General features: G+C 39.6%; 22 protein-coding genes. 17 read left to right on the top strand and 5 right to left on the bottom strand.

Annotated features, from left to right (window positions below; genetic code table 11):
* Positions 1-73: 73 nt before the first annotated feature.
* A complete protein-coding gene (locus tag ESV85_RS02625) occupies positions 74-1,330 on the bottom strand; it encodes a hypothetical protein (protein ID WP_146914680.1) in 1,257 nt (418 codons plus the stop codon).
* 215 nt (positions 1,331-1,545) lie between these two features.
* Here ESV85_RS02625 and rbfA point away from each other — a divergent pair, with 215 nt between their 5' ends.
* The 4 genes from rbfA to ESV85_RS02605 all read left to right on the top strand — a co-directional run bounded on the left by rbfA (position 1,546) and on the right by ESV85_RS02605 (position 6,050).
* Complete coding sequence (gene rbfA / locus ESV85_RS02620; RefSeq protein ID WP_146914679.1) at positions 1,546-1,932, top strand: 30S ribosome-binding factor RbfA; 387 nt, start codon at positions 1,546-1,548, stop codon at positions 1,930-1,932.
* Positions 1,933-1,943: 11 nt separating this feature from the next.
* The gene (locus ESV85_RS02615; RefSeq protein ID WP_223275886.1) at positions 1,944-3,173 is read left to right on the top strand and encodes an FtsX-like permease family protein; all 1,230 of its coding nucleotides are present in this window, start codon (positions 1,944-1,946) and stop codon (positions 3,171-3,173) included.
* A gap of 303 nt (positions 3,174-3,476) precedes the next feature.
* Entirely contained in the window at positions 3,477-4,076 is a 600-nt protein-coding gene (locus tag ESV85_RS02610; RefSeq protein WP_146914678.1) for a hypothetical protein, read from the top strand.
* 186 nt (positions 4,077-4,262) lie between these two features.
* Positions 4,263-6,050, top strand: coding sequence for an ABC transporter ATP-binding protein (locus ESV85_RS02605; RefSeq protein ID WP_146914677.1), 1,788 nt, complete (start codon positions 4,263-4,265; stop codon positions 6,048-6,050).
* On the opposite strand, the gene ESV85_RS02600 is transcribed toward ESV85_RS02605, so the two are convergent.
* The gene (locus tag ESV85_RS02600; RefSeq protein WP_146914676.1) at positions 6,047-6,718 is read right to left on the bottom strand and encodes a methyltransferase domain-containing protein; all 672 of its coding nucleotides are present in this window, start codon (positions 6,716-6,718) and stop codon (positions 6,047-6,049) included. The two genes, ESV85_RS02605 and ESV85_RS02600, sit on opposite strands and share 4 nt — an antisense overlap.
* Positions 6,719-6,877: 159 nt before the next feature.
* Between ESV85_RS02600 and ESV85_RS02595 the strand changes: the two genes are divergently transcribed.
* The gene (locus ESV85_RS02595) at positions 6,878-8,248 is read left to right on the top strand and encodes an exopolysaccharide biosynthesis polyprenyl glycosylphosphotransferase (RefSeq protein WP_146914675.1); all 1,371 of its coding nucleotides are present in this window, start codon (positions 6,878-6,880) and stop codon (positions 8,246-8,248) included.
* A 233-nt stretch (positions 8,249-8,481) separates the two neighbouring features.
* On the top strand, positions 8,482-9,168 hold the full coding sequence (locus tag ESV85_RS02590) for a class I SAM-dependent methyltransferase (RefSeq protein WP_146914674.1): 687 nt from the start codon (positions 8,482-8,484) through the stop codon (positions 9,166-9,168).
* On the opposite strand, the gene ESV85_RS02585 is transcribed toward ESV85_RS02590, so the two are convergent.
* Positions 9,165-10,079, bottom strand: a complete 915-nt coding sequence (locus ESV85_RS02585) for a universal stress protein (protein ID WP_146914673.1) — start codon at positions 10,077-10,079, stop codon at positions 9,165-9,167. The two genes, ESV85_RS02590 and ESV85_RS02585, sit on opposite strands and share 4 nt — an antisense overlap.
* 216 nt (positions 10,080-10,295) lie before the next feature.
* On the opposite strand from ESV85_RS02585, the gene ESV85_RS02580 reads away from it, so the two are divergent.
* The 3 genes from ESV85_RS02580 (at position 10,296) to ESV85_RS02570 (ending at position 15,963) form a co-directional block, all read left to right on the top strand.
* On the top strand, positions 10,296-10,841 hold the full coding sequence (locus ESV85_RS02580) for a 2'-5' RNA ligase family protein (RefSeq protein ID WP_146914672.1): 546 nt from the start codon (positions 10,296-10,298) through the stop codon (positions 10,839-10,841).
* Between the two features lie 505 nt (positions 10,842-11,346).
* Positions 11,347-14,424 carry a SusC/RagA family TonB-linked outer membrane protein gene (locus ESV85_RS02575; RefSeq protein ID WP_146914671.1) on the top strand — a complete coding sequence of 1,026 codons (3,078 nt, stop codon included), beginning with the start codon at positions 11,347-11,349 and terminating at the stop codon, positions 14,422-14,424.
* Positions 14,425-14,451: 27 nt separating this feature from the next.
* Complete coding sequence (locus ESV85_RS02570; protein WP_146914670.1) at positions 14,452-15,963, top strand: RagB/SusD family nutrient uptake outer membrane protein; 1,512 nt, start codon at positions 14,452-14,454, stop codon at positions 15,961-15,963.
* Between the two features lie 271 nt (positions 15,964-16,234).
* Here ESV85_RS02570 and ESV85_RS02565 read toward each other — a convergent pair whose 3' ends face one another.
* Positions 16,235-16,726 carry a DUF6702 family protein gene (locus ESV85_RS02565; RefSeq protein WP_146914669.1) on the bottom strand — a complete coding sequence of 164 codons (492 nt, stop codon included), beginning with the start codon at positions 16,724-16,726 and terminating at the stop codon, positions 16,235-16,237.
* Positions 16,727-16,809: 83 nt separating this feature from the next.
* On the opposite strand from ESV85_RS02565, the gene ESV85_RS02560 reads away from it, so the two are divergent.
* The 8 genes from ESV85_RS02560 (at position 16,810) to ESV85_RS02525 (ending at position 25,130) form a co-directional block, all read left to right on the top strand.
* Complete coding sequence (locus ESV85_RS02560) at positions 16,810-17,391, top strand: HupE/UreJ family protein (protein ID WP_146914668.1); 582 nt, start codon at positions 16,810-16,812, stop codon at positions 17,389-17,391.
* A gap of 50 nt (positions 17,392-17,441) precedes the next feature.
* Positions 17,442-19,772 carry a M1 family metallopeptidase gene (locus ESV85_RS02555; protein WP_146914667.1) on the top strand — a complete coding sequence of 777 codons (2,331 nt, stop codon included), beginning with the start codon at positions 17,442-17,444 and terminating at the stop codon, positions 19,770-19,772.
* Between the two features lie 155 nt (positions 19,773-19,927).
* The gene (locus tag ESV85_RS02550; protein WP_146914666.1) at positions 19,928-20,707 is read left to right on the top strand and encodes an NIPSNAP family protein; all 780 of its coding nucleotides are present in this window, start codon (positions 19,928-19,930) and stop codon (positions 20,705-20,707) included.
* Between the two features lie 301 nt (positions 20,708-21,008).
* Positions 21,009-22,796 (top strand): AHH domain-containing protein, encoded by a 1,788-nt coding sequence (locus tag ESV85_RS02545; RefSeq protein ID WP_191321885.1) that lies wholly within the window; start codon positions 21,009-21,011, stop codon positions 22,794-22,796.
* Positions 22,793-23,512 (top strand): hypothetical protein, encoded by a 720-nt coding sequence (locus tag ESV85_RS02540; protein WP_146914664.1) that lies wholly within the window; start codon positions 22,793-22,795, stop codon positions 23,510-23,512. Before ESV85_RS02545 ends, ESV85_RS02540 begins: the two co-directional genes overlap by 4 nt.
* 60 nt (positions 23,513-23,572) lie before the next feature.
* Positions 23,573-23,863: a hypothetical protein gene (locus tag ESV85_RS02535; protein ID WP_146914663.1), complete on the top strand. Its 291-nt coding sequence runs from the start codon at positions 23,573-23,575 to the stop codon at positions 23,861-23,863.
* Positions 23,860-24,564 carry a hypothetical protein gene (locus tag ESV85_RS02530; protein WP_146914662.1) on the top strand — a complete coding sequence of 235 codons (705 nt, stop codon included), beginning with the start codon at positions 23,860-23,862 and terminating at the stop codon, positions 24,562-24,564. Before ESV85_RS02535 ends, ESV85_RS02530 begins: the two co-directional genes overlap by 4 nt.
* Positions 24,565-24,644: 80 nt before the next feature.
* Positions 24,645-25,130, top strand: coding sequence for a hypothetical protein (locus ESV85_RS02525; protein WP_146914661.1), 486 nt, complete (start codon positions 24,645-24,647; stop codon positions 25,128-25,130).
* 47 nt (positions 25,131-25,177) lie between these two features.
* Here ESV85_RS02525 and ESV85_RS02520 read toward each other — a convergent pair whose 3' ends face one another.
* Positions 25,178-26,302: an amidohydrolase gene (locus tag ESV85_RS02520; protein ID WP_146914660.1), complete on the bottom strand. Its 1,125-nt coding sequence runs from the start codon at positions 26,300-26,302 to the stop codon at positions 25,178-25,180.
* Positions 26,303-26,375: the final 73 nt, after the last annotated feature.

Genomic DNA, 26,375 nt, shown 5'->3' with positions numbered 1-26,375 from the left:
AACCTTTCCTGACCCTATTCAATATCTGTAGTCATAGGTATTCTCATCCCTTTAGAATAGATAAGCCAGGTGTCTATTTTTTCAAAGTAAAAACCCCTGAAGAGGTCTTTTTGTATTGGACTTCCAAAGCTGGAAATTGCTTGAGTAATTTTTCAAAATCTCCATTTGGATCCAGTACAGTCGATGGCAGCTGCTTTTGAAGCATCTGAAAAAGTCTTGCCTTTTCTCTCAAATCACGATCCTGATCAAGATAAAGCTGACTTAATCGATAATTAAGAAATGGTCCTCCTAGCTTAGAAGTGAGGTAGGGTGAGAGGTTGTCGCCCATAACAAGGATATCGCCTGAATATTCAGCTTCACTTTTGGCTACAAAATATTCTGAATCTGGAATAGTTTGCTGCCAGTACCAGAAGCTTGCTGCAGGAAGTCCTAGGACAAGAAGATAGAAGGCGATTTTAGCTATAAATTCTTTTCTGATATTCAAAAAAAACTGGGTGATTAGGTAGGTGAGTCCTGGAATCAATATTACCAACTGATAAGCAGCTTGCTTCTTGATAATGAAAAACTCCGCTGCTGAAAAGAGCAACCAGATAATGACAAGCTGACGTTGCTTTTGTTGGTTGATCGTAGATCCGCGTAAAACCGTAGCAATGAAATAACCCACCACAGCTAACAATAGAGGATAAATTCCAAGTATTAGCCAGTTTATTAGGGACTGATACTCATATTTTTCAGAAAGAAAGGTGAGTGGCCAAATTTGAATAGCTTCTTCTAATCCATCTTTCCAAAAATAGAATACAGAGATTAATAAGAGTGGTAGTGCGTATCCCACTAGAGACAGCAGTAATTGCCGGAAGGAAAAGCTGCTGATAGCGATTCCTGTGAATATCATGTACGGTAAAAACAGGATGTAATTTGGATGAAATCCTGTAGCCAGACCTGCATAGATCCCTATTAATAAGGTAGACTCACTCGTGTCTTTCTGCAGGACTGTCTGGGAGAAAAGTTGGCCGAGCGCTAACATCAAAAAGCAGCTACCTAATAATGCTGGGCTTAAACTCAATAAATCAAAAGAAAAATGGAATAGTGCAGCCATAATGATGGCAGGCAGATAAGTGTTCACATCAAAAGCCTTGAACTTGATCAACATGGAATTCCAATAGAGTATCTGAAAAGATATCAGTACTCTTCCTACAACTTCATATGCGAATTGGCTTCGTCCAAATAGCAAATCCATGAAAGTAAAGAACCCAGCGGAAAGAGGCCCGTTGTCATCTATGATGTCTTGATATAAATAATAGCCTTGTCCCAGACGCTCTCCTAATAGCATCCAAGTCAATTGTGGATTGGTAAGAGGGAAAGGATTAAGCGTTAAATAGACTATTGTCAGCAGGAGAATGTATATTCCTATGCCGATTAATCTGAAGGGATCATTTAATTTAAAAAAACTGAACAAGGTAAATTGGAGAAGAGTGTTTGGTAGGTTTTGCCCAAAATTAAAGCTTGCCCAACTATTTCGCTAAATTTGCACCACAAATACTTCATATGGAAAGTAAAAGACAACAAAAATATTCCAAGCTGATCCAAAAAGAGCTTGGAGATATATTTCAAAAAGAATCAAAACACCTAGTCGGTCGGGCTATGGTGACTATCACGCGCGTTTTGATGAGTCCAGATCTGGGTTTGGCAAAGGTTTACCTAAGCTTTTTATTAGCAGACCCAGAATCGACTTACAAGCTGATCAATGCGCACAAAAAGGAAATCAGACATCAGCTAGCCAAGCGAATTGGTAAATCGGTTCGTGTTATTCCTGAGATTGCTTTTTTTCCAGATGACTCTGCCGCCTACGCGCAGCATATGGACAAGGTGATTTCTAATCTGTCTATTCCCCCAGCACCGCCTGAGGAAGAGGACCAAGAAGAGGAGGATTAATCTAGCTATCGTTGAACCTTAGTTTTTTCATAGCCGCCAGATATTTCCGCAGTAAAAAGAAGCGGAATTTCATCACCATTTTGTCCAGGATTTCTATGATAGGAGTCGCTGTAGGCACGATGGCCTTGGTGATTGTGATGTCTGTGTTCAACGGTTTGGAGGATTTGATAAAGGGAATGTTTGCGAGTTTTGATGCGGAGCTGAAAATAGAGGCGGTTGTAGGTAAAAGCTTTATGACAGATGAAGAGTGGCTGGAGAATATCAAAAATCTTGAAGGTGTAGCCATTCTTACCGAGGTTATCGAAGACAATGCCTTGTTGGATTACAACGGTAATCAAATGATCGGCAGAATTAAAGGTGTTTCGGGTAATTTCCTGGATCAGGAGAGGTTTTCCAAAGGCTATTTTTGGGGAGACACTACTTTGGGGACAGAGCTTAGACCAGCCGCTATTTTAGGTAGGGGTGTAGGTTTCTTTCTTTCGGTCAATCTGGATAATGTCAATGTGCCTCTGAAAATCTATTATCCTAAGGCACCTAGAAGTGCCGCATCTATCGATCCTTCTCAATTCTATGAATCTGCCGTATTAGATCCTGTAGCTTATTTCAGTATTGGTGATCGACAGTTTGATGATGAATATGTGATTGCACCGCTTTTTTTCGTCAGAGATCTACTGAAATACGGTGACAAAAGAACTTCGCTAGAAGTGAAAGTCGCCAAAGGTTATACTATCGCGGAAGTACATAAGAGGTTGAAGGAGCATCTTGGAGAAGGCTTCTTAGTAAAAAATGCCGATGAACAACACTCAGACCTCATCCGTACAGTTCAGATGGAAAAGCTATTTGTGTTCCTTACGTTGACATTTATATTGGCGATAGCCTCATTCAATATTTTCTTTTCCCTGAGTATGCTCGCCATCGAAAAGAAAAAGGACATCGCTGTACTAAAAGCCATGGGGGCACCTGAGAAACTTATCAGAAGGATTTTCTTGAAGCAAGGTGCCTTGATCGCATTTAGTGGTGCATCGATAGGTTTGATCCTCGGCTATTTGGTTTGTTGGGCTCAGCAGACTTTTGGATTGGTTTCGCTAGGAATATCCTCAGCTGTAGTGGATGCCTATCCCGTGAAAATGATTTGGAGCGACTTCCTCTGGATAAGTGTAGCAATGATAGTAATTACTTTTTTTGCGTCTTCAAGACCCGCTTGGATTGCCTCACAAGTGGATACTGTCAAAGAGATTTAGACGGTTTACAATAGATCCTACTTGGCCCTATTTCTCTTATTCAATAAGGTGAGAGGAAGTTCAATTGCGCACCAAAAAAGCATTCTCAAAATGTTAAGAGTTGTGCCATTCTCAGCTTTATAAAAAAATGAGGTAATAAATAGTCAGTCAAAAAACTTTTTAAGTTATTGATAATCAACAAGAAACAATTATATTTTACCTTGACGCTATTTCCAGCGACAAAATATGCCCTTGCATTTGCCTTCCAAGGCATGTTTATTGGACACTGAAGCCTTTCACCCTAGTTTGTAAATTAATTACCCAATGAAAAGAGTACTGCCCCTTTTACTTCTTGCGATTTCTTTAATTATAATTCCTTTCATCACTTTTGCCCAGACTGAAACTACTGAGGAAGGGTCACTCGACTCAGGTACTATTGATAGTCAGTTTGAATACATCTACAGTGTTTCTAATAATTTCCAGGAATATAAAGTCGTAAAAAGAACAAATTTGGATCAGCTTAAATCCAATATTTTGGACTCTATGCGTACAATGAGAACAGAAGTTGGTGATCTTAAGGGTTTGATAGTGAGTGAAAAAGATTCTATCAAAAATCTCAATAGTATCTTAGTTACTGCCGAAACTGAAAAGCAGGAGGCGATTGCTGAAAAGGATAATTTCTCTTTTCTTGGAATGGGAATTCATAAAGCAGTTTATTCTTCCTTTATGTGGATTTTAGTTTCAGTGCTCGCTAGTGCTCTTGCCATATTCTCCTTTCAGTATTTTAGTAGTTTCAAAAAAATCAGAAAAGCTCAGAAGGATTTGGCTGAGGTGCAGGAAGAATTTGATAATCACCGCAAGAATATGCTTGATCGTGAGCGTAAGCTGAAGCGGGAATTGGTTGATGCACAATTGGGCAGATAGTAGGTAAACTCCTCAGATTCTGATCTAATTATTTCTGAATTCATCAGGTGTTTACAGTAGTGCTATTGCGCGATAATTTTTTTTAAGGAGTACTTGGTAATTCATGATCGTGAAACCTTTCTTTTTTGGGAAAGCAATCCTTGCGAAAAAACCTTAAGTTTGTGCCCTTAATACGAAAATCAAAGGATGGCTAAGAAAAGAGGAACTGCTTTGGACGAGAGCGAGAAGAGGAAATTGAATAAGCAGAATTTAAGCAAACTAGGAGGCATTTTTAGTTTTTTGATGCCGTACAAAGGACTATTCTTTTTGGGATTGGTTTTTCTAGTTTTTTCCTCGCTTACCCTACTTACATTTCCCTTTGTTGCAGGAAAGTTAATAGATACTGCTCAGGGCACAGATTGGATAGTGAGTGATATTAATTCCATTGCGCTGATATTGGTAGGAATACTAGCAGTGCAGAGTATATTCTCTTTCTTCCGAGTATGGCTTTTTGCCTTAGTTTCGGAGCGATCCATGCGCGATATTCGATTGGCATTGTACTCTAGAATGGTGCGCTTACCCATGACATTTTTTGATAAGCGTAGAACGGGGGAATTGATTAGCCGGATCACTTCTGATGTGAGTATGCTTCAGGATACCTTCTCTGTTACTTTAGCTGAGCTTTTCCGACAAGTAGTTACGCTAGTAGCGGGTGTGATTTTCCTGATGGTCAATACACCGAAGTTAACGATTTTCATGCTTGCTACTTTTCCAGTATTGGTTGTGATAGCAATGGTTTTTGGAAAATTTATCCGAACTCTATCCAAAAAAACGCAAGATGAACTTGCCTCGGCAAATGTGATAGTGGAGGAAACGCTACAATCTATCAGTACAGTCAAATCCTTTGTCGGTGAGGCGTTCGAGTCTGCCAGATACGGAAGTGGCTTGAATAGGATGGTTGGAGTCGCCTTGCGGGCTGCCAAGTACAGAGGGGCATTTATTTCATTCATTATTTTCGCCTTGTTTGGGGGTATTGTAGCTGTCATGTGGTACGGGGCGAGTTTAGTCAGTTCTGGCGAAATGAGTGTGGGCGAGTTAGTTTCTTTTGTGCTCTACACCACTTTTATAGGTGGATCGATTGCAGGTTTGGGAGATATATATGGACAGGTTCAGAAAGCTATTGGTTCTTCGGAGCGAGTGTTAGAGATATTGGATGAGGAACCTGAGTCAGTTACAGGAATTAAGGCCACAAATTTCCAAGGTAAAATTGCTTTTGATCATGTTGCTTTTCATTACCCAACGCGACCAGAGATGGAAGTGCTGAAAGAGCTTACTTTTCATGTGAATCCAGGAGAAAAAGTAGCTCTGGCAGGTCACTCTGGGGCAGGGAAGTCTACAATCATTCAATTGCTGATGCGATTTTATGATGTGCAGAAAGGATCAATCTTAGTCGACGACCGTGCATTGAACGAGTGGGACTTGCAAAATCTTCGATCTCATGTGGGAATGGTGCCTCAGGAAGTATTGCTTTTTGGAGGTTCTATTCGTGAGAATATCTCTTACGCAAAGCCTGGAGCAACAGAAGAAGAAATCATTTTGGCATCCAAAAAAGCTAACGCTTGGCAGTTTATATCCCAGTTTCCAGACGGTTTAGATACTTTGGTTGGCGAGCGTGGAGTGAAACTTTCTGGTGGTCAAAGACAGCGAGTAGCTATCGCTCGTGCTATTTTGAAAGACCCTTCCATATTGATTTTGGATGAAGCAACTTCTTCTTTGGATGCAGAGTCTGAATCACTGGTACAAGAAGCACTGGATGAGCTGATGAAAGGAAGAACTACTATCATTATTGCCCATCGATTGGCTACTATCCGCAAAGCAGATAGAATATATGTCCTAAGCGGCGGTGAGATAGTAGAGCAAGGCAATCACGTTGATTTGCTCAGTAGAGAAGATGGATTTTACGCCAATTTAGTGCGACTTCAATTTGCTGATTAAGCCAAATTGTGAGCAGAAATTGATTTGATCATTCCCATAAATTTTTCCAGGTACATATTAGATCCAGGAAAAAGCAGTTGCATTTCGGTTTGGTCTAGCAGTCGAATTTCATCCAGGTACTGCTGAGCGGCTGTAGGATCCCATTTTTGAAGCCTGCTTAGTTTTGTTTTTGTAAGTAAAAAGTAAAGAAAACTAGGAGGAAAGTATTGGGCAAAAGGAATCGCATAATGTGCTTCGACTGGGAAATATCGATTAGGCGTTTGAATAAAATGCTTTTTGCCAACACGTATAATCTCGTTTGCCATTTTTCGCTGATTCTCCCAAGTGTATAAATGCTCAATCACCGAGTTGGAAAACACGAGGTCGAAGCTATTGTCTTCAAATTCTGGCATATTCGTAGCATCACCTACTACAGATTTGAATTTTGGGTTTAAGATCTTTTCCTCTTGAAGATTCAGCAGAACTATTTCAATATTGGGAAGTGCAGGAAGGCTGCTATTGTCCCAAAAATATGCGGCACCTCCTACATCTAAGATTCGAATTGGCTCGCTTTTTGAAAAATTCTGAAAAAATAATTCTTCAAAATCTTTTTGTCTTTGGTTTCTAAATTTGGCTCCCAAAGACTTGGGATTATTTGAAGGTGAAAATAAATTTGAAATAAAACTCATGGGTTGCCCTTGGAGCGTTTTAGCTATTAAATAAACACAAAAGTAATCAGCCTTGAGGATTCTTTTCTTAATTTTGACTCTGAAATGAATCTCATTGCGTATCTAAATAAACTATTTGGGTTTTAGAAGGGTAAAAAGCCTTTTTTAGGTGGCATTTTTATGAAGAGAAGATTTGACAAGTATTTTCCATGGGTATTTTCGGCTAGCGACTTTTTAGCTTCCTTGCTAGCATTGCTGATTTGTAATTCAATTCTTCAGTTTGTGGGGATTTTTGATGGCGACGAGTTGGGTACGATTTCAGTACTTAGTGTTTTGTGGCTTTTGATCTCTGCACTAAGAAAGGATTACAAAATTGAGCGTACAGATGAATATGAGCAAACGCTGACTAGGCTTTTGATCACTGTGATTTGGTTTGTTTGCGCTACTACTATTGTTTGGCTACCATTCCGAAATCCGACTTTGCAGGTCAGCCCAGTCCTGTCATTAGGACTCGGCATGTTGCTTTTGATGGGAATGTTCCGTGTCGGAGTACATATCCTGCTGCGAAATTATAGAAGCAAAGGCAATAATTACCATAATGCCATTATCGTGGGCAAGGGTGGAACAAGTCCATTACTCGCTGATGTATTCAAAATCCGCAAAGAATTTGGGATCAATTTCATAGGTTATTATGATGATCAAGCAGATTGTAATCAGACTAGAGGGGGAATTGTAGATTTTTTCAGAGAAGCTGGAGAGTTGGATTTAGATCTTATATATATCCATGAACACTTGGAGTCCGCACTGGTCAAAAAAGTGATAGACTTTGCTGATGACAATTATATCAAGGTGAAAATGATTCCTGGTGGAAGTTTACAGCTCGAAAAGAATTTGTCATTCTCGCGATATGGGGACTTTTTTGTTATCAATGTAAATGAAATACCACTTGATAATGCCTTGAATAGCTTTGCTAAGAGAGTGTTTGATGTTTTGTTTGCAAGTTTTGTGATTCTCTTTATCCTTTCCTGGCTTATTCCTTTGGTGGGGATTCTAATAAAATTAGAATCGAGAGGCCCTGTTTTCTTTATACAGCAGAGGAATGGAGTGAATAATAAGATTTTCAATTGTTTGAAGTTTCGCTCCATGACTCCCAATGATTATTCGGATGTGAAACAGGCAACCAAAAATGATCCACGTGTCACTAGAACTGGAGCATTTCTTCGAGCTTCATCCTTAGATGAAATGCCGCAATTTATTAATGTATTGTTTGGTGACATGTCTGTGGTCGGGCCTAGACCTCATACCATTCCTATGAACCAAACCTTCAAGACACAGATTGAAAAATATAACTCCAGACACAAAATCCGTCCGGGGATCACTGGTCTTGCTCAGGTGAGTGGATACCGTGGTGAAATAGAAAATCCGTTTCAGATTCGCTCTAGAGTTCGTTTGGACTCATTTTATATCAATAACTGGTCATTTTTATTTGATATGGGCATAATGATCAAGACTGTTCGCGAGCTGATTTTTACCCGTGACAATGCCTATTAATTTGCTTTAGGTTTGCAAATTTTGTGGAAGTTCTGGTCTTATTCCTTTTCAAGGAAGTGAACGCATGTTTGGGATGGGAGGCAGTTTTGCCTATTCCGAATGTGAAAGTTGTAAATCTATTCAACTAGATGAAGTACCTTCTGATCTAGCTGCTTATTATTCGCACTCAGAGTACTATTCATTTTTACCATTAGTACACAAGCTTTCCTAGGAGAGTGTACAAGCAGGCCCGAATGAACTTGTTTCTCAAGACTAAGTCGAAGGCTTTTGAGCCAATCTATGGCTATTGGCTGAAGAAATTATCTCCTGATTTTCATGCCAAAATAGCTGATCTAGGCTGTGGAAATGGGCAGTTGCTTTATGAGTTGTATGCCTCAGGTTATACAGATTTACATGGATTTGATCCTTTTATGGAAAAGGATAGTGAAATCAACTCAAATCTTCACCTTTGGAAACAGCCAATAGAAGAAAGTGAAATTTCCTTTGACTTGATCATGATGCACCATGCCTTTGAGCACATGGAAAATCCTTTGGAAACCTTACAGGCTTGTTTTGATAAGCTTAATCCAGGGGGAAAGCTTTTAATAAGAACTCCTGTTGCTGATGCTGCCATATGGCAAGAGAAGCGAGAGCTCTGGGTACAGCTAGACGCGCCGCGACATTTGATTATCCCTTCTGTTTATGGATTCGAAAAGCTTTCAAAAGCTATTGGATTTGAACTTGATGAAGTGCTATTTGATTCCACGGCTTTTCAATTCTGGGGTACAGAGCTGTATGAAAGGGGTTTTGCTTTACATCAGAAATCTGCAACTGATGTTTTTTCCAAGGAAGAATTAGTGGCTTTAGATAAAAAAGCCCTCCGATATAATCAGGAGGGCAAAGGGGATCAGGTTTGTTTTTTTCTAAGTAAGTCAGTCTAGACTTTAAACAAGGCTTCAAAGAATCCCATTGTCTCACCTTTTTTCTTGAAGATCAACATTGGTAATATATTATTTACTAATACGAGTTTTTCAGCTACGCTTCCCAAAAGAATTGCGGCAGATTTGGTTTTACCACGGGAGCCTAGCAAAATCATGTCTGCATTGAGGATTTGGGCTTCTTCGAGTAATGCTTTGCCTTGGCCTTCCCCATTATTAAGTACGAAATGACAGCTCAATTCTTTATGGTTAAACTTTTGGATAAAGCGCTTGAAGTCTTGTTGAGCATTATCCTTCATGATTTCAGCAAATTCTTCAAACGTCTTACCAGTTTTGGAATAGCCATGTGGTACTTCGTATAAATGCACTGGAATAAGCTCTGCTCCCAATTCTTCAGAGATTCGTTCACCGAAATCATAGATCAAATCTGTATGGTCAGAGAAATCTGAAGGAATCATGATTTTTTCTGGTAGTCCAGGAGGTCTTCTTTCTTGTAATAGCAATACTGAGCAAGGAGCTTTTTTAGCTATTCCTTTGGCCAAAGAGCCATTTCCCTCCAGGTTTTCTTTTCTGCCCATGATAATAAGATCAACGTCCTTGATTTTGGCCCATCGTAAGAGTGTCTCTAAAGGATGTGCACCTTCTTCCGCAAAAACTTCGATATCCATACTTTCAGGAAAATCATATTCATCAAGCTTCGCTTGAATTGATGCTTCTATGGATTCATCCCCCGGAGCGAGTAATTCAGGATGGTTTTTCAGGATCTCATCTGGTACAGCTAAATTCTTGGATACATGTACAAAGTAGCATTTATCTATCCCAAGGAATTTTAGGTACACAATCGTTTTTTTGATCAGGATATCATCCATCTCAGTTAGATCAAGACCAATCATGGCCTTATAAAAATACTTCATAGCTGTTTGGTGTTTATTCCCCTTAATTTAAAGCTTTGATCCAGTTTATCGAATACTTTTTTTGTTTTTGCCTCATGAATTCCTTTTCGAGGTAATTTAGCCTGATGAAATCAAGCAAGTAATCGACACACGGAGGGATGATTATCGGTAGTGGGAGATTCTCCCGAAACCAGTTTGGTATAGGCAATATGGCCTTTGAAGGAAAATTAGAATTATATGAAAGTGATGCAAAAGTATTTTTTGGCGATCGTACCAGAGGGTGAGTTTCAAGAGCGGGTCACAAATCTGAAGAATGAAATCAGAGATCGCTACCAAGCCAAGTATGCACTAAAATCCCCTGCCCATATTACGTTAAAAATGCCTTTTAGATATAATGAGGCAAAGGAGGAAAAGTTGACCGAGTTATTGACCAGGTTTATTGGCGCCTATGAGCCGATGTCAGTAACCATAAGGGGTGTTAAAACTTTTGGAGAGCGAGTAGTATACCTAGGAGTAGATGCCGGGCAAGATTTGTATGATTTTCAAAGGGATTTAAAAACATTTTGTAAAACGGAATTGAATCTGGTAGATGAACTTAGCGATCGAAATTTTCATCCTCATATGACTATAGCTTTCAAGGATTTGAAGAAATCTCAGTTTCAGAATATTGTTCATTTTTCGTCTGAAAAGAACCTCACTCAAAAATTGGTAGTAGCTCACGTTATCCTTTTGAAAAAGACAGAAGGTGTGTGGGAATTGTATAAAAAGTTTAAACTAGGGTGATTTTTATCCTGATATTGAGTACCAAGATGATTTTGGTTAAAAAAGTGCAATTTTTTTTGATTTTTTTAAAATACTATAAAATTCGGTAAAAACAATTTTTAGCAAAATTATATTCTTTTTTAATATTTGCTTTAGCAAATTTGGCTCCATATAATTATATGGATTTTGATTGAAACTAATTGGTTAAAAGAATATTATTTGGCTAAATGTCGTAAAAGATTTATCGAGAAGGAATCGCCCTTCTAAAGATTTAGGTCCTAAAGGATTGAAATGAGAATTGTTTCAGGAAATGCCAGATTTTTTTGAAATAAAAAACCGAAAATTTGAAATAAAAATCTGAATAACGTAAAAATTGGGGATTAGTAAATTGAGTTTTACTTAAATCGGCAAATTTTCGATATAATATACTTCATTGGGTTGATTTCGTGGGTTTTGTGCTCTTTTTCATATCAAACTTTCGCTTGATATTGTGAGCAAAATATAACTAAACGTAAATGTTCAACCTATGAAGAAAGTTTTATTAGCCTTTGCTTTCACGATACTGACCCTGGCGTCTGTATTGGCGCAGAGCAAGACGATTACTGGTAGGGTCACTTCGGCAGAAGAGCCAGAGGGCGTACCGGGAGCAAGTGTAGTAGTGAAAGGTACTACGCAAGGAGTGATCACAGATCTAGATGGAAGTTATTCTATCGCTGTTCCTGCTGATGCTTCGACTCTAGTATTCAGTTTTGTTGGCTACCTGACGAAGGAAATGCCAATCGGTTCCAATTCCATTATTAATGTATCATTGGATGTGGATGTCAAAACTCTTAACGAGGTAGTAGTAGTAGGTTATGGTACTCAGGAAAGAAGAGAAATCACAGGCTCGGTAGCGTCAATTGATGCCAAATCTATCGAGAATTTGGTGACACCTTCCTTTGAATCCCAGCTTGCTGGTAGAGCACCAGGTGTTCAGGTGACTACTCCAAGCGGTATCTTGGGGTCTGCTCCGATTATCCGTATTAGAGGAGTTAACTCACTTACATCAAGTGCTAGTCCCCTGATTGTGATTGATGGCGTACCAATGGTAAGCTCAGATAGATCTGCAGTGAATAACGCTAACCCATTGGGTAATATCAACCCTGCTGATATTGCATCTTTTGATGTGTTGAAAGATGGATCTGCTTCTGCGATTTACGGTTCTAGAGCTGCAAATGGTGTGATCTTGATCACTACCAAAAGAGGAGCTGCCGGCAAAGCTAAAGTGAACTACAGTACTTCTATGGGTTTCAATGAAGCTGTGGAAACTTTCGACCTTCTTACTGGTGACGAGTGGGTGACGATAGCAAATGAAAAAAGATCCAATGCGAATCAATCTCTATTGGCTAACCCAGGAGTAAACACAGATTGGCAAGATTTGATCTTTAGAAAAGGGTTTACACAGCAGCACAACTTATCCATCAGTGGTGGATCAGAGGCGACTAAGTACTTCTTCTCTTTAGGCTATACAGATCAGGAATCACCTGTGAAACCAAATGAATTGAGTAGATATTCATTCAGAGGTAATGTTGACCACAGCATTTCAAAAGCTATCAGAGTAGGAACTTCTATGTCCTATTCTTACACTGAGATTTTGGGTCTTAACAATGGAGCTAACTCACTTTCAGGAGCGATCTACAATGCAACCCGTGCTTTGCCAAACGTGCCTATCTACGATGAAGCAAATACAAAATTTGATGGTTTTAATGTCACTACAAATGGTGCTACAACTGGTTTTGGAACTAACCTAGCTGGACCTGACAATAACATTCCAAACATTGGATTTGTAATTCAAAACAACATTTATAGAAGCCGTACCCACAGAATCATAGGGAATGCTTATGGAGAAGTGGACATTGTAAACGGACTTACAGCTAGAACTCAAATCGGTGTTGATTTAACATTGGCGGATGATTTCCAATCCTTAGATGCGAGGCATGGTGATGGTAGAAGTTCAAACGGTAGCGTTTATATGGCTACTAACCCAGCTTTCCAGTGGAACTGGCAGAATACATTGAACTACCAGACTGTGATTGGAGAAGATCATAATTTGAATGTAACAGCAGGTTTGGAGTACCAATTCGCCAAATATTATGGATTTAGTGGTCAGGGTACTGATATTTCAGATGACTATTTCAGAAGAAACAACCTAATCTCAGGATCTTATAACAACCAGTTCTCAGGCGGTAGCTATACAGAAAGAGGCTATGATTCTTACTTCGGTAGATTCAACTATTCTTTCAAAGGCAAATACTTGGCTTCATTTACCTTGAGAAATGACGGAATTTCCGATTTGGCAGTAGAAAATCAAAGAGGTACTTTCTATGGTGGATCTGTGGGATGGAGAGTCTCTGATGAGGCATTCTTCAACTCTGAGTTGATTTCTGATTTCAAATTAAGAGCGTCATACGCTGAAGTAGGCAACACAGGAATTGATGCTTTTGCTGCTTATGGTGGATATAGCCCTGTTTTGGGTGGTGCAGGTGCAGGTATTGGTTACAATAGAATTGCTAATAAGGATCTGCAGTGGGAAACTTCTAAAAAGTTGAACTTAGGTCTAGATATGACCATTGGAAGAGTAACTGTTTCTGCGGATTACTTCAAAAACAATGTGGATGGTTTGATTCTCGACGCTCCTACAGCCCCTTCTTTGGGCGTGCCAGGAAACAGTATCAACCAAAACGTAGGTAAGATGGAGAATACTGGTTTTGAACTTAGAGTATATTCTAATGTGATCAACAGAGGTAAATTCTCATGGGATACTGATTTCAACATCACCTTCATCAAAAATGAGGTTACTAATTTGATTAGCCCATTGACAGGCACATATAACAAAACAGAAGTTGGAAATCCTGTAGCTCAACTATATGGTTTCGTTTGGGCGGGTGTTAACCCAGCCAATGGTAATCCAATGTATTACTCAGGTGAGGACATCGTTCAGTACAACTTGGTGCAAGGAAAGCTTGGTTTCAAAAAATATGATCCTGCTAATCCAGCAGATGTGGCTACTGCGGCTTCAGGACCTACTCAAGAGTATTTGGGCAACACTTTACCTAAATGGCAAGGTGGCTGGTCTAATAATTTCAAATTCGGTGGTTTCGATGCTGAAATCTTTACAAGATTTTCTGGTGGAAATTACATCATGAATGAATCTCTTAGAGGTCTTTTAGGTCAAGGTTTCTCAAACAACCAAGCAAGTATCCTTAACAGATGGACAGAAAGTGGTCAGGTAACTGACGTTCCTAAGCTTTACTCTGGTCAGGATCAAAACATGTGGCAGAACTCTGCTTCCAACTCTAGATTTGTAGAGAAAGGTGACTATGTAAGAATCCAGAACATTGTACTTGGTTACACTGTGCCTGCGGCTGCATTGCAATCTGCTTTCAAAGGATCTATTTCTAATGCTAGATTCTTTGCTCAAGTTCAGAATCCGTTCACATTTACAAGCTATACTGGCTTGGATCCAGAAGCGAACTCTTACTCAGGTCAGCTTAGCTTCGGTGTGGATTGGAACGTGGCTCCGATCGTACGTACATATACTCTCGGCCTTAGCGTAGGTTTCTAATCACTCAAACCGAAAAGAAGAATTATTATGAAAAAATTCGCAATAAAAAATATCAAATTGGCACTAGCTGGTGCGGCTCTTTTTGGCTTTACCACTGCATGTGAGGTGACCGAGTTAGTACCTGCTAATCTAATTCCTGATTCCGAAGCGTTCACTACTGGTGCGCGTATAGAATCAGCTGTCTTAGGTGTGTATGAGTCAGCTCAGCGAGGATTTTATAGCAATGCTGTACAGCGAGGCTATCCTTTCGGAGCGGCTAACGTAGAGCAGGGTGACATGAGAGGTGAAGATATGTATAACGATCAGGCCTTCTATGAGATCACGTACAACAATTCGTACAGCCCTAACTCTGCTAATAATTCAGGAATGTGGATCTCTCTTTACAGAATGATCAACAGATTGAATATTATCTTGGAGAACCTAGATATAGCTGTAACTGATGGGGTAGTGACTGCTGAAGTGGGAAATGCTTACAAAGGGGAGATGTTATTCATGAGAGCTTTGGCTCATCACGAATTGTTGATCCATTTTGCAAGACCATATTCTGATGATCCGTCTTCAATGGGTATTCCTTACAGAACTTTTGGCATCGATGATGTAACCAAAGTTCCTGATGGAGAAGCTGTGCCTAGAGGTACTGTAGGTGCAGATTATGCACAATTGCTTCAAGATCTAGATGCTGCTGAAGGTTTCTTACCTGAACGTGGTGCTTTCAGAGTTAATAAAGGAGCTGCGATTGCATTGAAATCAAGAATCAAGTTGCATATGAAAGACTGGCCAGGTGTATTGGCTGAGTACACTAAGTTAACTTCCAAGTATGCCGTTACAGCTAATCCTGCTACACCTTTCAGAGGTGGCACTAGTACGGACAACATATTCTCTTTTGTCAATTCCGCAGAAGCTAATCCTGGAGTAAACGGTGCACTTCCATCTATGTATGGTAATCCAGATCTAGGAGCCAGAGGTTTGGTGAAAATCAGCCCAATTATCTGGAGAGCTGATTTCTGGCATGCGGAAGATACTCGTAGAACTTCTCTTACTACTAAGAGCTCTACAGGTATTTTTACCGATAAGTATCAGGACGCGACTACTTACACAGATCCGAACGTAATCTTAAGATATGCTGAAGTGGTACTAAACGCAGCTGAGGCATACGCTAGAACGAGTAAAATGACTGAGGCTGTTACTTTAGTGAACTCTGTAAGAAGTCGTGCATTACCTTCATCAGTACCTGCATACACAGTAGAAGAATTAGGAGCTGGAGTTCTTGATGCGATCTTCAATGAGCGAAGAATTGAGTTTCTTGCTGAAGGAAGAAGATGGGCTGATATCCACAGACTGTCTGGTGAAGGTTTGATGGCTGGTATTCCTCAAAAAGCAACTACTAGATCAATTACTAACATTAAGTTCTATGAAACTGGTGCAATTCCTATGGACCACTCGCTAGCTTATAGCAGTAATTTGTTTGTATGGCCAATTCCTTTGGCTGAACTTCAGACAAATAATACAGCTCCAATTGAGCAGAATCCAGGTTATTAATCTATCAAAATCTGATATTAAAGTCCGGCCCTTGGGTCGGACTTTTTTTTGATTTTTTTTTAAGGGATTTAGGAAACCCTGATTGATTTATTTTAAGCGTTTAAAATTCAAATAGATAGGATTGGTCTCAGAGAAAAATATACTCTGATATCTGCTAAACCGGTAAAACGCTTGCGGAAGATAATTTCATACCCATTTTTAAATCTTATCCCTTTAGGAAGTTTTAATCTATAAAAGCAACGTTGTCTTCTACTTTAGAACCAGCATTTCGCTATTTGCTCAAGACTCCAGACTCTTTCCCTTTTCCTAGTATGATACTTTTAGGAGAATTTGATCCAAAATAGACTTGGATCACATTGTTTTGATCTGAAAAATCTTTAATCAACAGCGAATTCCTGATTTTGATGGAAGTGGGCTCCGCTACTTTTTCAGATTCAAGGTAGAACCAGGCTGCATCTTCTTCGATTTCGTAGCCTATGAAATTTACCTTTACTTCTTTATCCGCTATCCATAGCTGATTTTGCGCCAGCAGGTAAGTTTTGACTTGGTTGTTCAGTAATTCCTTATTGGCAGGGTTTAAAAAATCAATCGATTTTCCATGATATCCACTTAGGCCGATTTCCAGATCATCCCAGAAAATCTTCTGCGAAATCTCCAAATGCTCCGTTTGATCATTCCATTTGATCTCTGTCAAACTAATGTGAAACGGATGGGCAAATACCAGCCATCCCAAGCTGATCATGTATAAGTAAAACTGTTGCATTTGGTATTCTGTCGTCTGTCTTTTTTGCTAAATATGCCGTATAATTGCGCAATTTACTTCTTTAGAGGTATTTCACCCTTTCTATGAGTTCATTTCAATTGTATTTTCGTCTTGGCCTTCAGCATATCCTTGATATTCATGGGTACGATCACATCCTATTTGTATTAGCGCTTTGTGCCGTTTTTATTCCTAGAGATTGGCGTAAAGTCGTGATTTTAGTCACGGCCTTTACCATTGGTCATTCCTTGACATTAGCTTTGGCCACCTTTAGGTTGATCAATGTGAATTCCGATTTAATAGAATTTCTGATTCCAGTTACGATCGCGATCACAGCATTCATTACAATTCTCCGACCAAAACCTGCTTCCGGTAAAGGATTATCCATCAATTACATCTTCGCGCTATTCTTTGGACTAATTCACGGGCTGGGATTTTCTATCTATCTCCGAAGCCTTTTGGGCAAAGAAGCTAGTATTTGGCAGCCCTTGCTTGCTTTCAATTTAGGGTTAGAACTAGGCCAACTGGTCATAGTTGGAGCATTTCTTCTTACAACTTCCATACTAGTTGGGTTAGCAGGTGTCAGTAGGAAAGAATGGACATTGGTGGTAGCATCTATGGTTTTTGGCGTGGCTTTGATGCTGATGTTAGAAGCGAAATTTTGGTAAAAAATATAAAGCCTAAATATAAAATTTGTGTATTTGAGAATTAAGTAACTATGAAAAAACTACTTGCACTTACAGCGCTGGCGATTTCGGGGATTTTCCCTGCTTTTGCGCAGCAATCTGAGCAGAATCATGCAGAGCGTTTCGAGCAGCTCGGTACGATGCTTCGCACACCGAATGTTTACCGAACTGCTTCTGGAGCTCCGGGTCATATGTATTGGCAGCAGCAGGCGAACTATGTGATCAACGTAGAGCTTGATGATGCCAATCAATCTATTAAAGGTTCAGAGAAAGTTACCTATATCAACAATTCTCCAGATCAGCTTACTTACCTATGGGTGCAACTGGAAGAAAATCAGCGAGGAGCAGATTCTGATACTCCAAAAGCGGCCGAAAGTTCCATCGATTCCAGAATGACTCTTCGTACACTAGAAGGACTCATCTGGGCAAATGATGATTTTGGTTATAAAGTATTGGAAGTAAAAGATGCCAAAGGCAATCCGCTTCCAGTAACTGTGAATAAAACCATGATGCGTATTGATCTTCCTACACCTTTGAAAGCTGGGGCAAGCTTCACTTTCGGAGTAGAGTGGACTTTCAACATTACGAATAGAGTAGGTTACATCAGTGGTCGTCCAGGATATGAGTATTTCGAAGGAGATGACAATTACTTATACACCATGGCTGAGTGGTTCCCTAGAATGGCTGTTTATTCAGATTTTGAAGGATGGCAAAACAAGCAATTCATGGGTTCAGGTGAATTTGCCTTGGTTTTTGGAAATTATGAAGTGAATATCACCGTACCTTCTGACCATATGGTCGGAGCAACCGGCGAACTTCAAAATGCAAGTCAGGTTCTTTCTGCTACCGAACTGAACAGATGGAATACTGCTAAGAAAACTTACGATGCACCAGTGGTCATCCGTGCGCAGGATGAAGCTACAGAGCTTGAAAAAGGTAAAGCGACTACGAAAAAGACATGGAAATTTAAGGCTGAGAATGTTCGTGATTTTGCATGGACTTCTTCCCGCAAGTTCATCTGGGATGCCATGGCTGTAAAGCAAGGCGGTAAAGAGGTGATGGCGATGTCTTATTACGCGAAGGAGGCTAATCCACTTTGGGGTCAGTATTCTACTCGGGTTGTAGCCCATACTATCAAATCTTACTCTGCACATACCTTTGATTATCCATACCCAACAGCGATCTCTGTGGAGGCTGCAAATGGAATGGAATATCCTATGATCTGCTTCAATTATGGTCGTCCTGATACAGATGGGACTTATTCGGAAGCTGTGAAAAATGGAATGATCGGTGTAATCATTCACGAAGTTGGTCACAACTTCTTCCCTATGATCGTCAACTCTGACGAGCGACAGTGGACTTGGATGGATGAAGGCTTGAATACCTTTATGCAGTTCATGGCAGAGCAGGAGTGGGATCGTAATTTCCCATCCCGTCGTGGGCCAGCCCATAAGATTGTCCCTTACATGAGAGGCAGTGTAAATACACTGGAGCCGATTATGACCAACTCTGAGAACATTATCAACTTTGGATCAAATGCTTATGCAAAGCCAGCGACTGCCTTGAATATTCTTCGTGAGACGGTTATGGGAAGAGAGTTGTTTGATTATGCATTCAAAGAATATGCACATCGCTGGATGTTTAAGCATCCTACTCCTGATGATCTGTTCCGCACCATGGAAGATGCATCAGCTGTGGATCTGGATTGGTTTTGGAGAGGGTGGTTCTATGGCACCGAGCCTGTGGATATCGCTATTGAAAATGTAGCGTTGTATAAAATGAATAATCAAACTCCGGCTGAAAGAAAGGCTGCGATGAAGGTTGAAGCAGATCGCGAGGAGGACTATGTTTCTAAAGAGTTCAATAGAACAGATGTGAAGGAAACAGTAATTGAAGCAAATCCTTCAACAAGAGATTTCTATACTACTTATAATCCTTTTACCGTCACTCCAGAGGATGAGGCGAGCTATAATAAGTTTATGGCAAGTCTTTCTCCAAAGGAAAAAGAGCTAATGGAAAGCGATTTGAACTTCTATGAAATCACCTTCAAAAACGTAGGTGGATTGGTAATGCCGATCATCGTGGAATTCCAATATGCAGATGGTACTTCTGAGATAGATAGAATCCCTGTGGAAATCTGGAGAAAAAATGAGACGCAGGTTACTAAGGTATTTGTGAAGAAGAAAGAAGTCACTCAAATCATCCTTGATCCTAAAAGAGAAACTGCTGATATCGATGAGTCCAGTAATTACTGGCCAAGACAGTATCAGCCTTCTAGATTTGAGCTTTTCAAAGGAAACGGAGCTGCAAGAGGAGCTTCTACTGGTAGCAACCCAATGAAGAAAGCTAAAAGCAATCAATAATAGAGAAAACCGACTGGAGGCGGTTTTCTCTATTAAAGTTCACGTGTTCTGATCAATCTTAAAATTCTCTTAGGATTTATTGAGCAGGACACGTGAATATAAAGTTTAGCTTAGATTGCAAATTAATTACCAATTCATAACCTAAAACCTATAAAATGAGACTATTAAAAAAATTATCATTTTCTCTTTTTGCGATTTGCCTGATGATGAGCTCAAGCTTGATGGCACAGAAAAGAGATTTCTACGAATTGAGAACGTACCACATTGAAAATGCTGAGCAAGAAGCAATGCTAGATGACTATCTTTCAAAAGCATTTATTCCTGCTGCGCACAAGCAAGGAATTGCCAAAGTTGGTGTTTTCAAGCCAATAGATTCACAGCCAGATGCCGGCACGAAAGTTTATCTATTTATTCCATTCAAATCTATGGATGAGTACCTGGCGTTGGAAGGAAAACTGGCAAAAGATCAAGTCTATCAGGCAGCAGGAAGTGCTTATATCAATGCTGCTTTTGATAATCCTCCTTACAAGAGAATTGAAACTGCTATTTTAAAAGGAATGTCTGAGCATCCGAAGTATGCAGAGTCAGCACTCACTACTCCTAAAAAGGATAGAGTTTATGAACTGAGAAGCTACGAAGGACCAACAGAGAGACTTTACAAGCAGAAAGTGAAGATGTTTAATTCTGGAGAAATGGACATTTTCAGCAGATTAAATTGCAGTCCAATTTTCTACGCGGAAACTATTGCTGGAGCAAATATGCCGAATCTAATGTATATGACTACCCACGAAAACATGGAGGTTAGAAACGAACATTGGAAGCAATTCGGAGCAGATCCTGCCTGGGCAGCTATGAAAGACCTACCGGAATATAAAAACACAGTGTCTAGAAATGATACAAGGTTGCTTTATCCAGCTGAGTATTCAGATCTTTAAAAAATTTAAAAGCCGACGAGAGTCGGCTTTTTCTTTTTGAAATCTTTGAGCCGCAGTGGAGTAGTTCGACTAGCTCACTAACCAAGTTTTCGCAGAGGAAATGGAAGCGCCTTCATTGGGCTTTTTCTCTAAAAGCTGATTTTTTTTGATGTTTTAGCCCATTATTTTTCAATAATACACTAAAAATACCCTATACAGGGTATTGACAATCCCCCCCCCCTCCCTTCATAGTTTTGAAACAAAAAAATCTATGAAAAACTTAATACTATTTTCTTTTTTAGTTCTACTCTGGGGCTGCCAAATGAATCAACTAGAGGAGGTCATGCCTGATTCTGATAACGTTGAACAAATCCAAAGTCCATTCAAGGTAGAGTCAGTTAACAAGAATGACCTCAGTTCCTTGGGAAAAATCCTGGAAAAACGAATTGGTTTCAATGTAATTGAGTCAATCCAGATGAGAGAAATGTCCGACTTTATATTTGACTCGGATGCTTCTCTGCGAACAACAGACACCCTAAATAGGCGAACCTACACTATTCCATTTCTTGAAATGGGGGATAGATACAGCACCTTTAACTTAGTAATGGTAGCGGACAGTGCAGACAATGTACTGGATCAATATGTCCTTCAATACGAATTTGATAGTATCCAATACCAAACTTTTCTGGAGACTGAGAATCTATTAACCTCAGGATTAACTATTAAACGTTTTCCTTTTTCCAGCTTTTTTAATGATTCTAATCCAGGGTTTTTGGAAAGGTGTCAAGGTATATCTGATGCCAATGGAGATCCTGTTGTGTGTGATCAATTTACTTTAAACTCTAGTTCAGGCGGTGGCGGTGGTGGAGATAGTGACGGTATGGGAGGAACTTGGACTGTTCCTGGTGGGGCAGGGGGAGGAAGTTATACAACTTGCACTGCCTCAGTTTCATATGTAAGAATTGTAAACTGTCCAGCAATTGATCATCCAGGTAATGCATGTACAACACCTGATTCATTTTCTTGGGTGATTACCTTTTCATGTACAGAGGCCAATCAAAGGAAAGCCCCTTCATATTCATTGATGGAATGCATCAATTGCGATATCGATGATTTTGGAACTCCAGCATTTACACCGACTAAGATTTCCACTGCAATCGATCGTGATTTGGGAGGGATTTTAACTGATTTCCATCTTCAATATTTAAGCAATAATTCTACGTTTGCCAATGATTTTCGCGCAGCAATACTAACGGATACAGAAATTAATGTAAGTGCAGCCTTGTTTACTATTTCTGCTGGAATGAATGGAGCATATAACGGCAATTTTAATTCCAGCTTTGGAATAGCTATTGAGGGACTAATGATTGAATCAGACGCAGACTTTTCAAATGATATTATTATAAGACTGTTCCAATCCTACTTTGATCTTAAGTATGCTATGCTAAAGCAAGCAAATCCGAGTTGGACGCCAGCGAAACTGTATTATGAAACTGCCAAAGAGGCTATTCACCTTGCGCTGGACGGGATTGGTTTGATTGAAGGATTTGGAACTCCCGCTGACCTTCTGAATGCTGGATTATATTATTTGGAAGGAGATAGACTAAATGGAAACTTAAGTTTATTAGCTGCAACTCCTGTAATCGGATTATTTTCTACAACTGTAAAAGGTGCCCTACGATTAAAAGGTGTAATACCTGGTACTACCAGACGGATAACCCAAGTTTGGGCAAAGAATGGAAATATCATCCTATTTGGTGGCACAAGCCTTAGGAAATCTATGGGTTTAACTGACCCTACTAAACATGCTCATCATATCTTACCTTTGGAACATGTAAATCACCCAGTAGTACAAAAAGCAGCTAAGGCAAAAAACAATCCTTTCCACATTAATGAAATAGACAATGGTATTGCAGTTGGTGCTTGGCAAAACACTACCCATCCACAATATAACCAGAGGGTTTTTGCAATTTTAGAAAATTACAAAAATGAAATTCCAAATGCCACACCTGAACAAGCCATGGTCTTTCTGCAAGGAAAAATGCAGGAGCTATCACAACTAATTGAAAATAATCCAACCGTAAAAATTAATGATTTGATATTCCGATGAAATACTATGAAGTACATATCCCTTATTTTATTGCTAAAAGAGACCCCGGTTTTGAAATAAAAGATGGGGAAACTGCAATGGAATCCCAGATAAAAATTGTTAAAGATTTATTTAGTTCATTGATTCCCACTCAAATTTTCAAGGCCAATAAGCGATTGGCTGATTTTTTAAGTCCCTCTGCGGATCTTTCTAGTAGGATAATTCTTTCTACTAGAGCAAAGGCTCTCATAGAAAGATATCGCAAAGGTAATATCCGGTATTATCCCTGTCCTATAATGCGTGGAAAGGAAATGGTTTCCGACTATTGGATCACGGATAAAGTGACCTTTGATGACGAATGGGTGGACTTTCCCAAGTCTGAATTCTTTTTCAGAAAGAGAAAACTAATTAGCAATGAAAGTGAGATCCGGCTGAAATATGAAGTCACAGAACAGATTATCCAATTCAAAGATCTGGATGATTTTAACAAGTTCCGTAACGAAAAAATGTGGCATATGGATGAAAGATTCCCTTTTAAAATTTTTATCAAAAAAGGGTGTCCTCACCATATTTTGTCCATTCATACAACAGGCCCAAGATATTTAATTGTTTCAGAAGAATTAAAGAATGAAATGCAAATACAGAAAATGAACAAGGGAATCGAATTCAAACCCTTAGAAATCCCAGACGAAGAATGGTTTGGCCCAAATGGGTTGAGAAAGCAATTTTATTCTTGATCAATCATCCTGTCCTGAGGCTTCTCTGGGCAGGATATTTCCAACTAATCATTCCAACATATCTTACCTATAGAACATATCAACCACCCAGTGATACAAAAAGCAGCCAAAGCAGAATTCCCATTCCATATCAATGAATTTAGTAATGGGATTGCTGTGGACGCATGGCAGAATACAACTCATCCTAATTATAATGATAAAATTTTTGATATTTTGGAGGAATTTATTAACGATTATCCATCTGCCACTCCTGAGCAGGCAAAAGCATTCCTCGAAGGGGAAATGGAAGCTTTATTCCAACTCATTCAAAGCAATCCATCAATTAAAATTGACAGACTTATTTTCCAATGAAATACTTTGATTTACTACCAATTTATAATACGGCTAAATCTTCAGTGAAAGATGATCCGGTTTATTTGGATGAGAACCGTTTGGGGCATCAGGTACCTGAAGTTAAGGATTTAAGTGATCTTAAGATTCCTACCCAATTAGTAAAAGGCAACCTTAAACTTGCTGATTTCTATTATCCCTCTTCAGATTTGGCGATGCGACATATAGTTTCGGATAGAGCTAGGATGCTATTGGAAAGCTTCCGAGAGGGAAATATCAGGTTTTACCCCTGCCCACTGAAGCATGGGAAAAAAGAGATTAATGATTACTGGATCACTGATACAGTGGTCTTTGATGACGAATGGATTGATTTTGAAAAAACCGTTTTTGAATTTAACGATGTTAAAATTATTGAGGGTGAAGCTCCTAATACCAAAAGGTATCAGGATAATGTGGAGTTGATGAAATTCAAAAATTATGGTGAATTGTGTGATTTCAAATATAACCGTCCAAATCACCTTAGTAAATTATCCTTCGTAACTATTGAAATTAAAGAAGCCTGTCCTTTTCCTATTCTAAACTTCAGAAGTATGAATACATACAGCGTTGTGATGAATGAGGTGGTCATGGCAGAGATTAAATCCTTAGGAATGGATCGAGGAATAGTATTTAAACCTTTTGAGATTCCTTATAAAAAATGGCCAGGTCCCTTTGAAGATTAAGACATTCTTTTTTTAAAAAAACTATATCCAGCCCGCTACTAGCTTGGGCTGGATATTTATTCAAATTTAATTTAAATACAATGAATCAAAATAGCATACCTAGCCTGGAGGAATGGGTGGACTCTGAGCTAGAACTGAATAAGAAAACAACCGAATTATTCGAATCTGACTTGTCCATTGAAGAACAAGCCATAGAAGCTCTTCAGTATTTGGTGCAAGTATATCGTCTACCACAAACTCCACTGGATTTAGAGGATGGGGAAGAAGAAAGCGATCAAGATTCCTCCTATTCGCCGATATCTATGTTTGAACTGGTCGCACAACTGAAGTTTGCGGACCCAGAAAATAATGATCCCCGTTATCTAGTTATGACGGGAGCTTACCTAATCAAAAACAAATTGGTCATAGATATCTCCCAAGAGCTGAGGGAATATCTCGGAGATGATGAACTCCAAGGCTTAGGCTATAGAGGGGAGGATATTCTGGAAGCTGAATTGGTTCCGGTGAAAAAGGGGGAGAGTTGGTCTGAATTGGGATGCAGATTTTTTACCAAAGAGGTAGCGTGAATTTCTTCATAGAAGACTTTCCTTGTTTTGAAAACCTGGAAGTTTTTTCACCCATTCACTTTTCGTGCTATACCTTTAAAAACGTTGACTCCCGTTTCTATCAACTCATCGGGAAAATCATAGGTAGGTTCATGGAGTTGCGGGCAGTCTTCACCAGACCCTAATCCAAATAAATAAGATTGACAGCTCTGACTGAATAAGCCAAAATCTTCAGACCAGCGGAAAGGCTCTGGTTTTTCTATTACCTCCAAGCTTAATCCTTTCATTACTCCTTCAGCGATTTCAGCGGCTTTAGGATCGTTTTTGGAAACAGCGAAGGACTCCACAAAGCTGAATTCGCAACCAAGTTTTTCGGCACTTGAAATTCTTTTAGCTTCCTCAGTAATCATCTTGATCAAGCCTTCCAGATCATTCTGATCAAAGGCTCGGATAGTCAAGCTCAAACTTCCTTTTCCGGCACTGGTACCAAAAGCCAAGCTTCCGATCTCTGCATGTATGACCGTGACTAACGCAAAGGTTTTGAGCTTCTCGGTCAGCTTTGGAAGTGTTTGAAGCATTTGAGCAATGGCCTGAGCTGGATTGATTCCTGCGTCGGGATGTGCTGCGTGAGAAGTTTTGCCTGTTAGTGTAATAGTCATTCCAGTGCTTCCAGCTGCAAATGTTCCTTTTCTGACTACCACTTGATGGAGTGGAAAGCCAGGAAGGTTGTGCAATGCAAAAGCATAATCAGGTTTGATCTGTTGGAATTGCGCATCATCCAAGATTCTTCTGGCGCCTTCGCCCGTTTCCTCTGCTGGCTGAAAAAGTAAAACCACTTCGCCTTTCTCAGGTCTTTGCTTAGCGAGTTTCTCTCCCAGCCCACAGATAATTGTCATATGACCATCATGACCGCAAAGATGAGCTTTGCCAGTTGTTTGGCTTTTATAGTTCGGCTCACCTGTTTCCTGAATTGGAAGTGCATCTAGTTCTGCTCGAAACAAACTTCTTGGACCTGGGTTTTTTCCTTTGAAAACGAATGCAAGCCCATTTCCTCCTAGATTATGGATGGTTTGATCTGGTTTGAGTTTTGCGAAAAAGGCTAAAATTTTCTCTGCTGTGGCAGATTCTTCACCTGCGATCTCGGGATTTTGATGTAAATATTGGCGAAGATTTTTGAGTATTGAAATCGACATTAGTGTTTAATATTTTCTGAAGGTAAGTTTCTACTGCTCAGTTGGAATCATTTTTGACAAAAAAAAATGCGGC

The sequence above is a fragment of the Algoriphagus aquimarinus genome (assembly GCF_007997215.1).
GTDB lineage: Bacteria > Bacteroidota > Bacteroidia > Cytophagales > Cyclobacteriaceae > Algoriphagus > Algoriphagus aquimarinus_A.
This window is presented reverse-complemented; position numbering and strand designations above follow the sequence as displayed.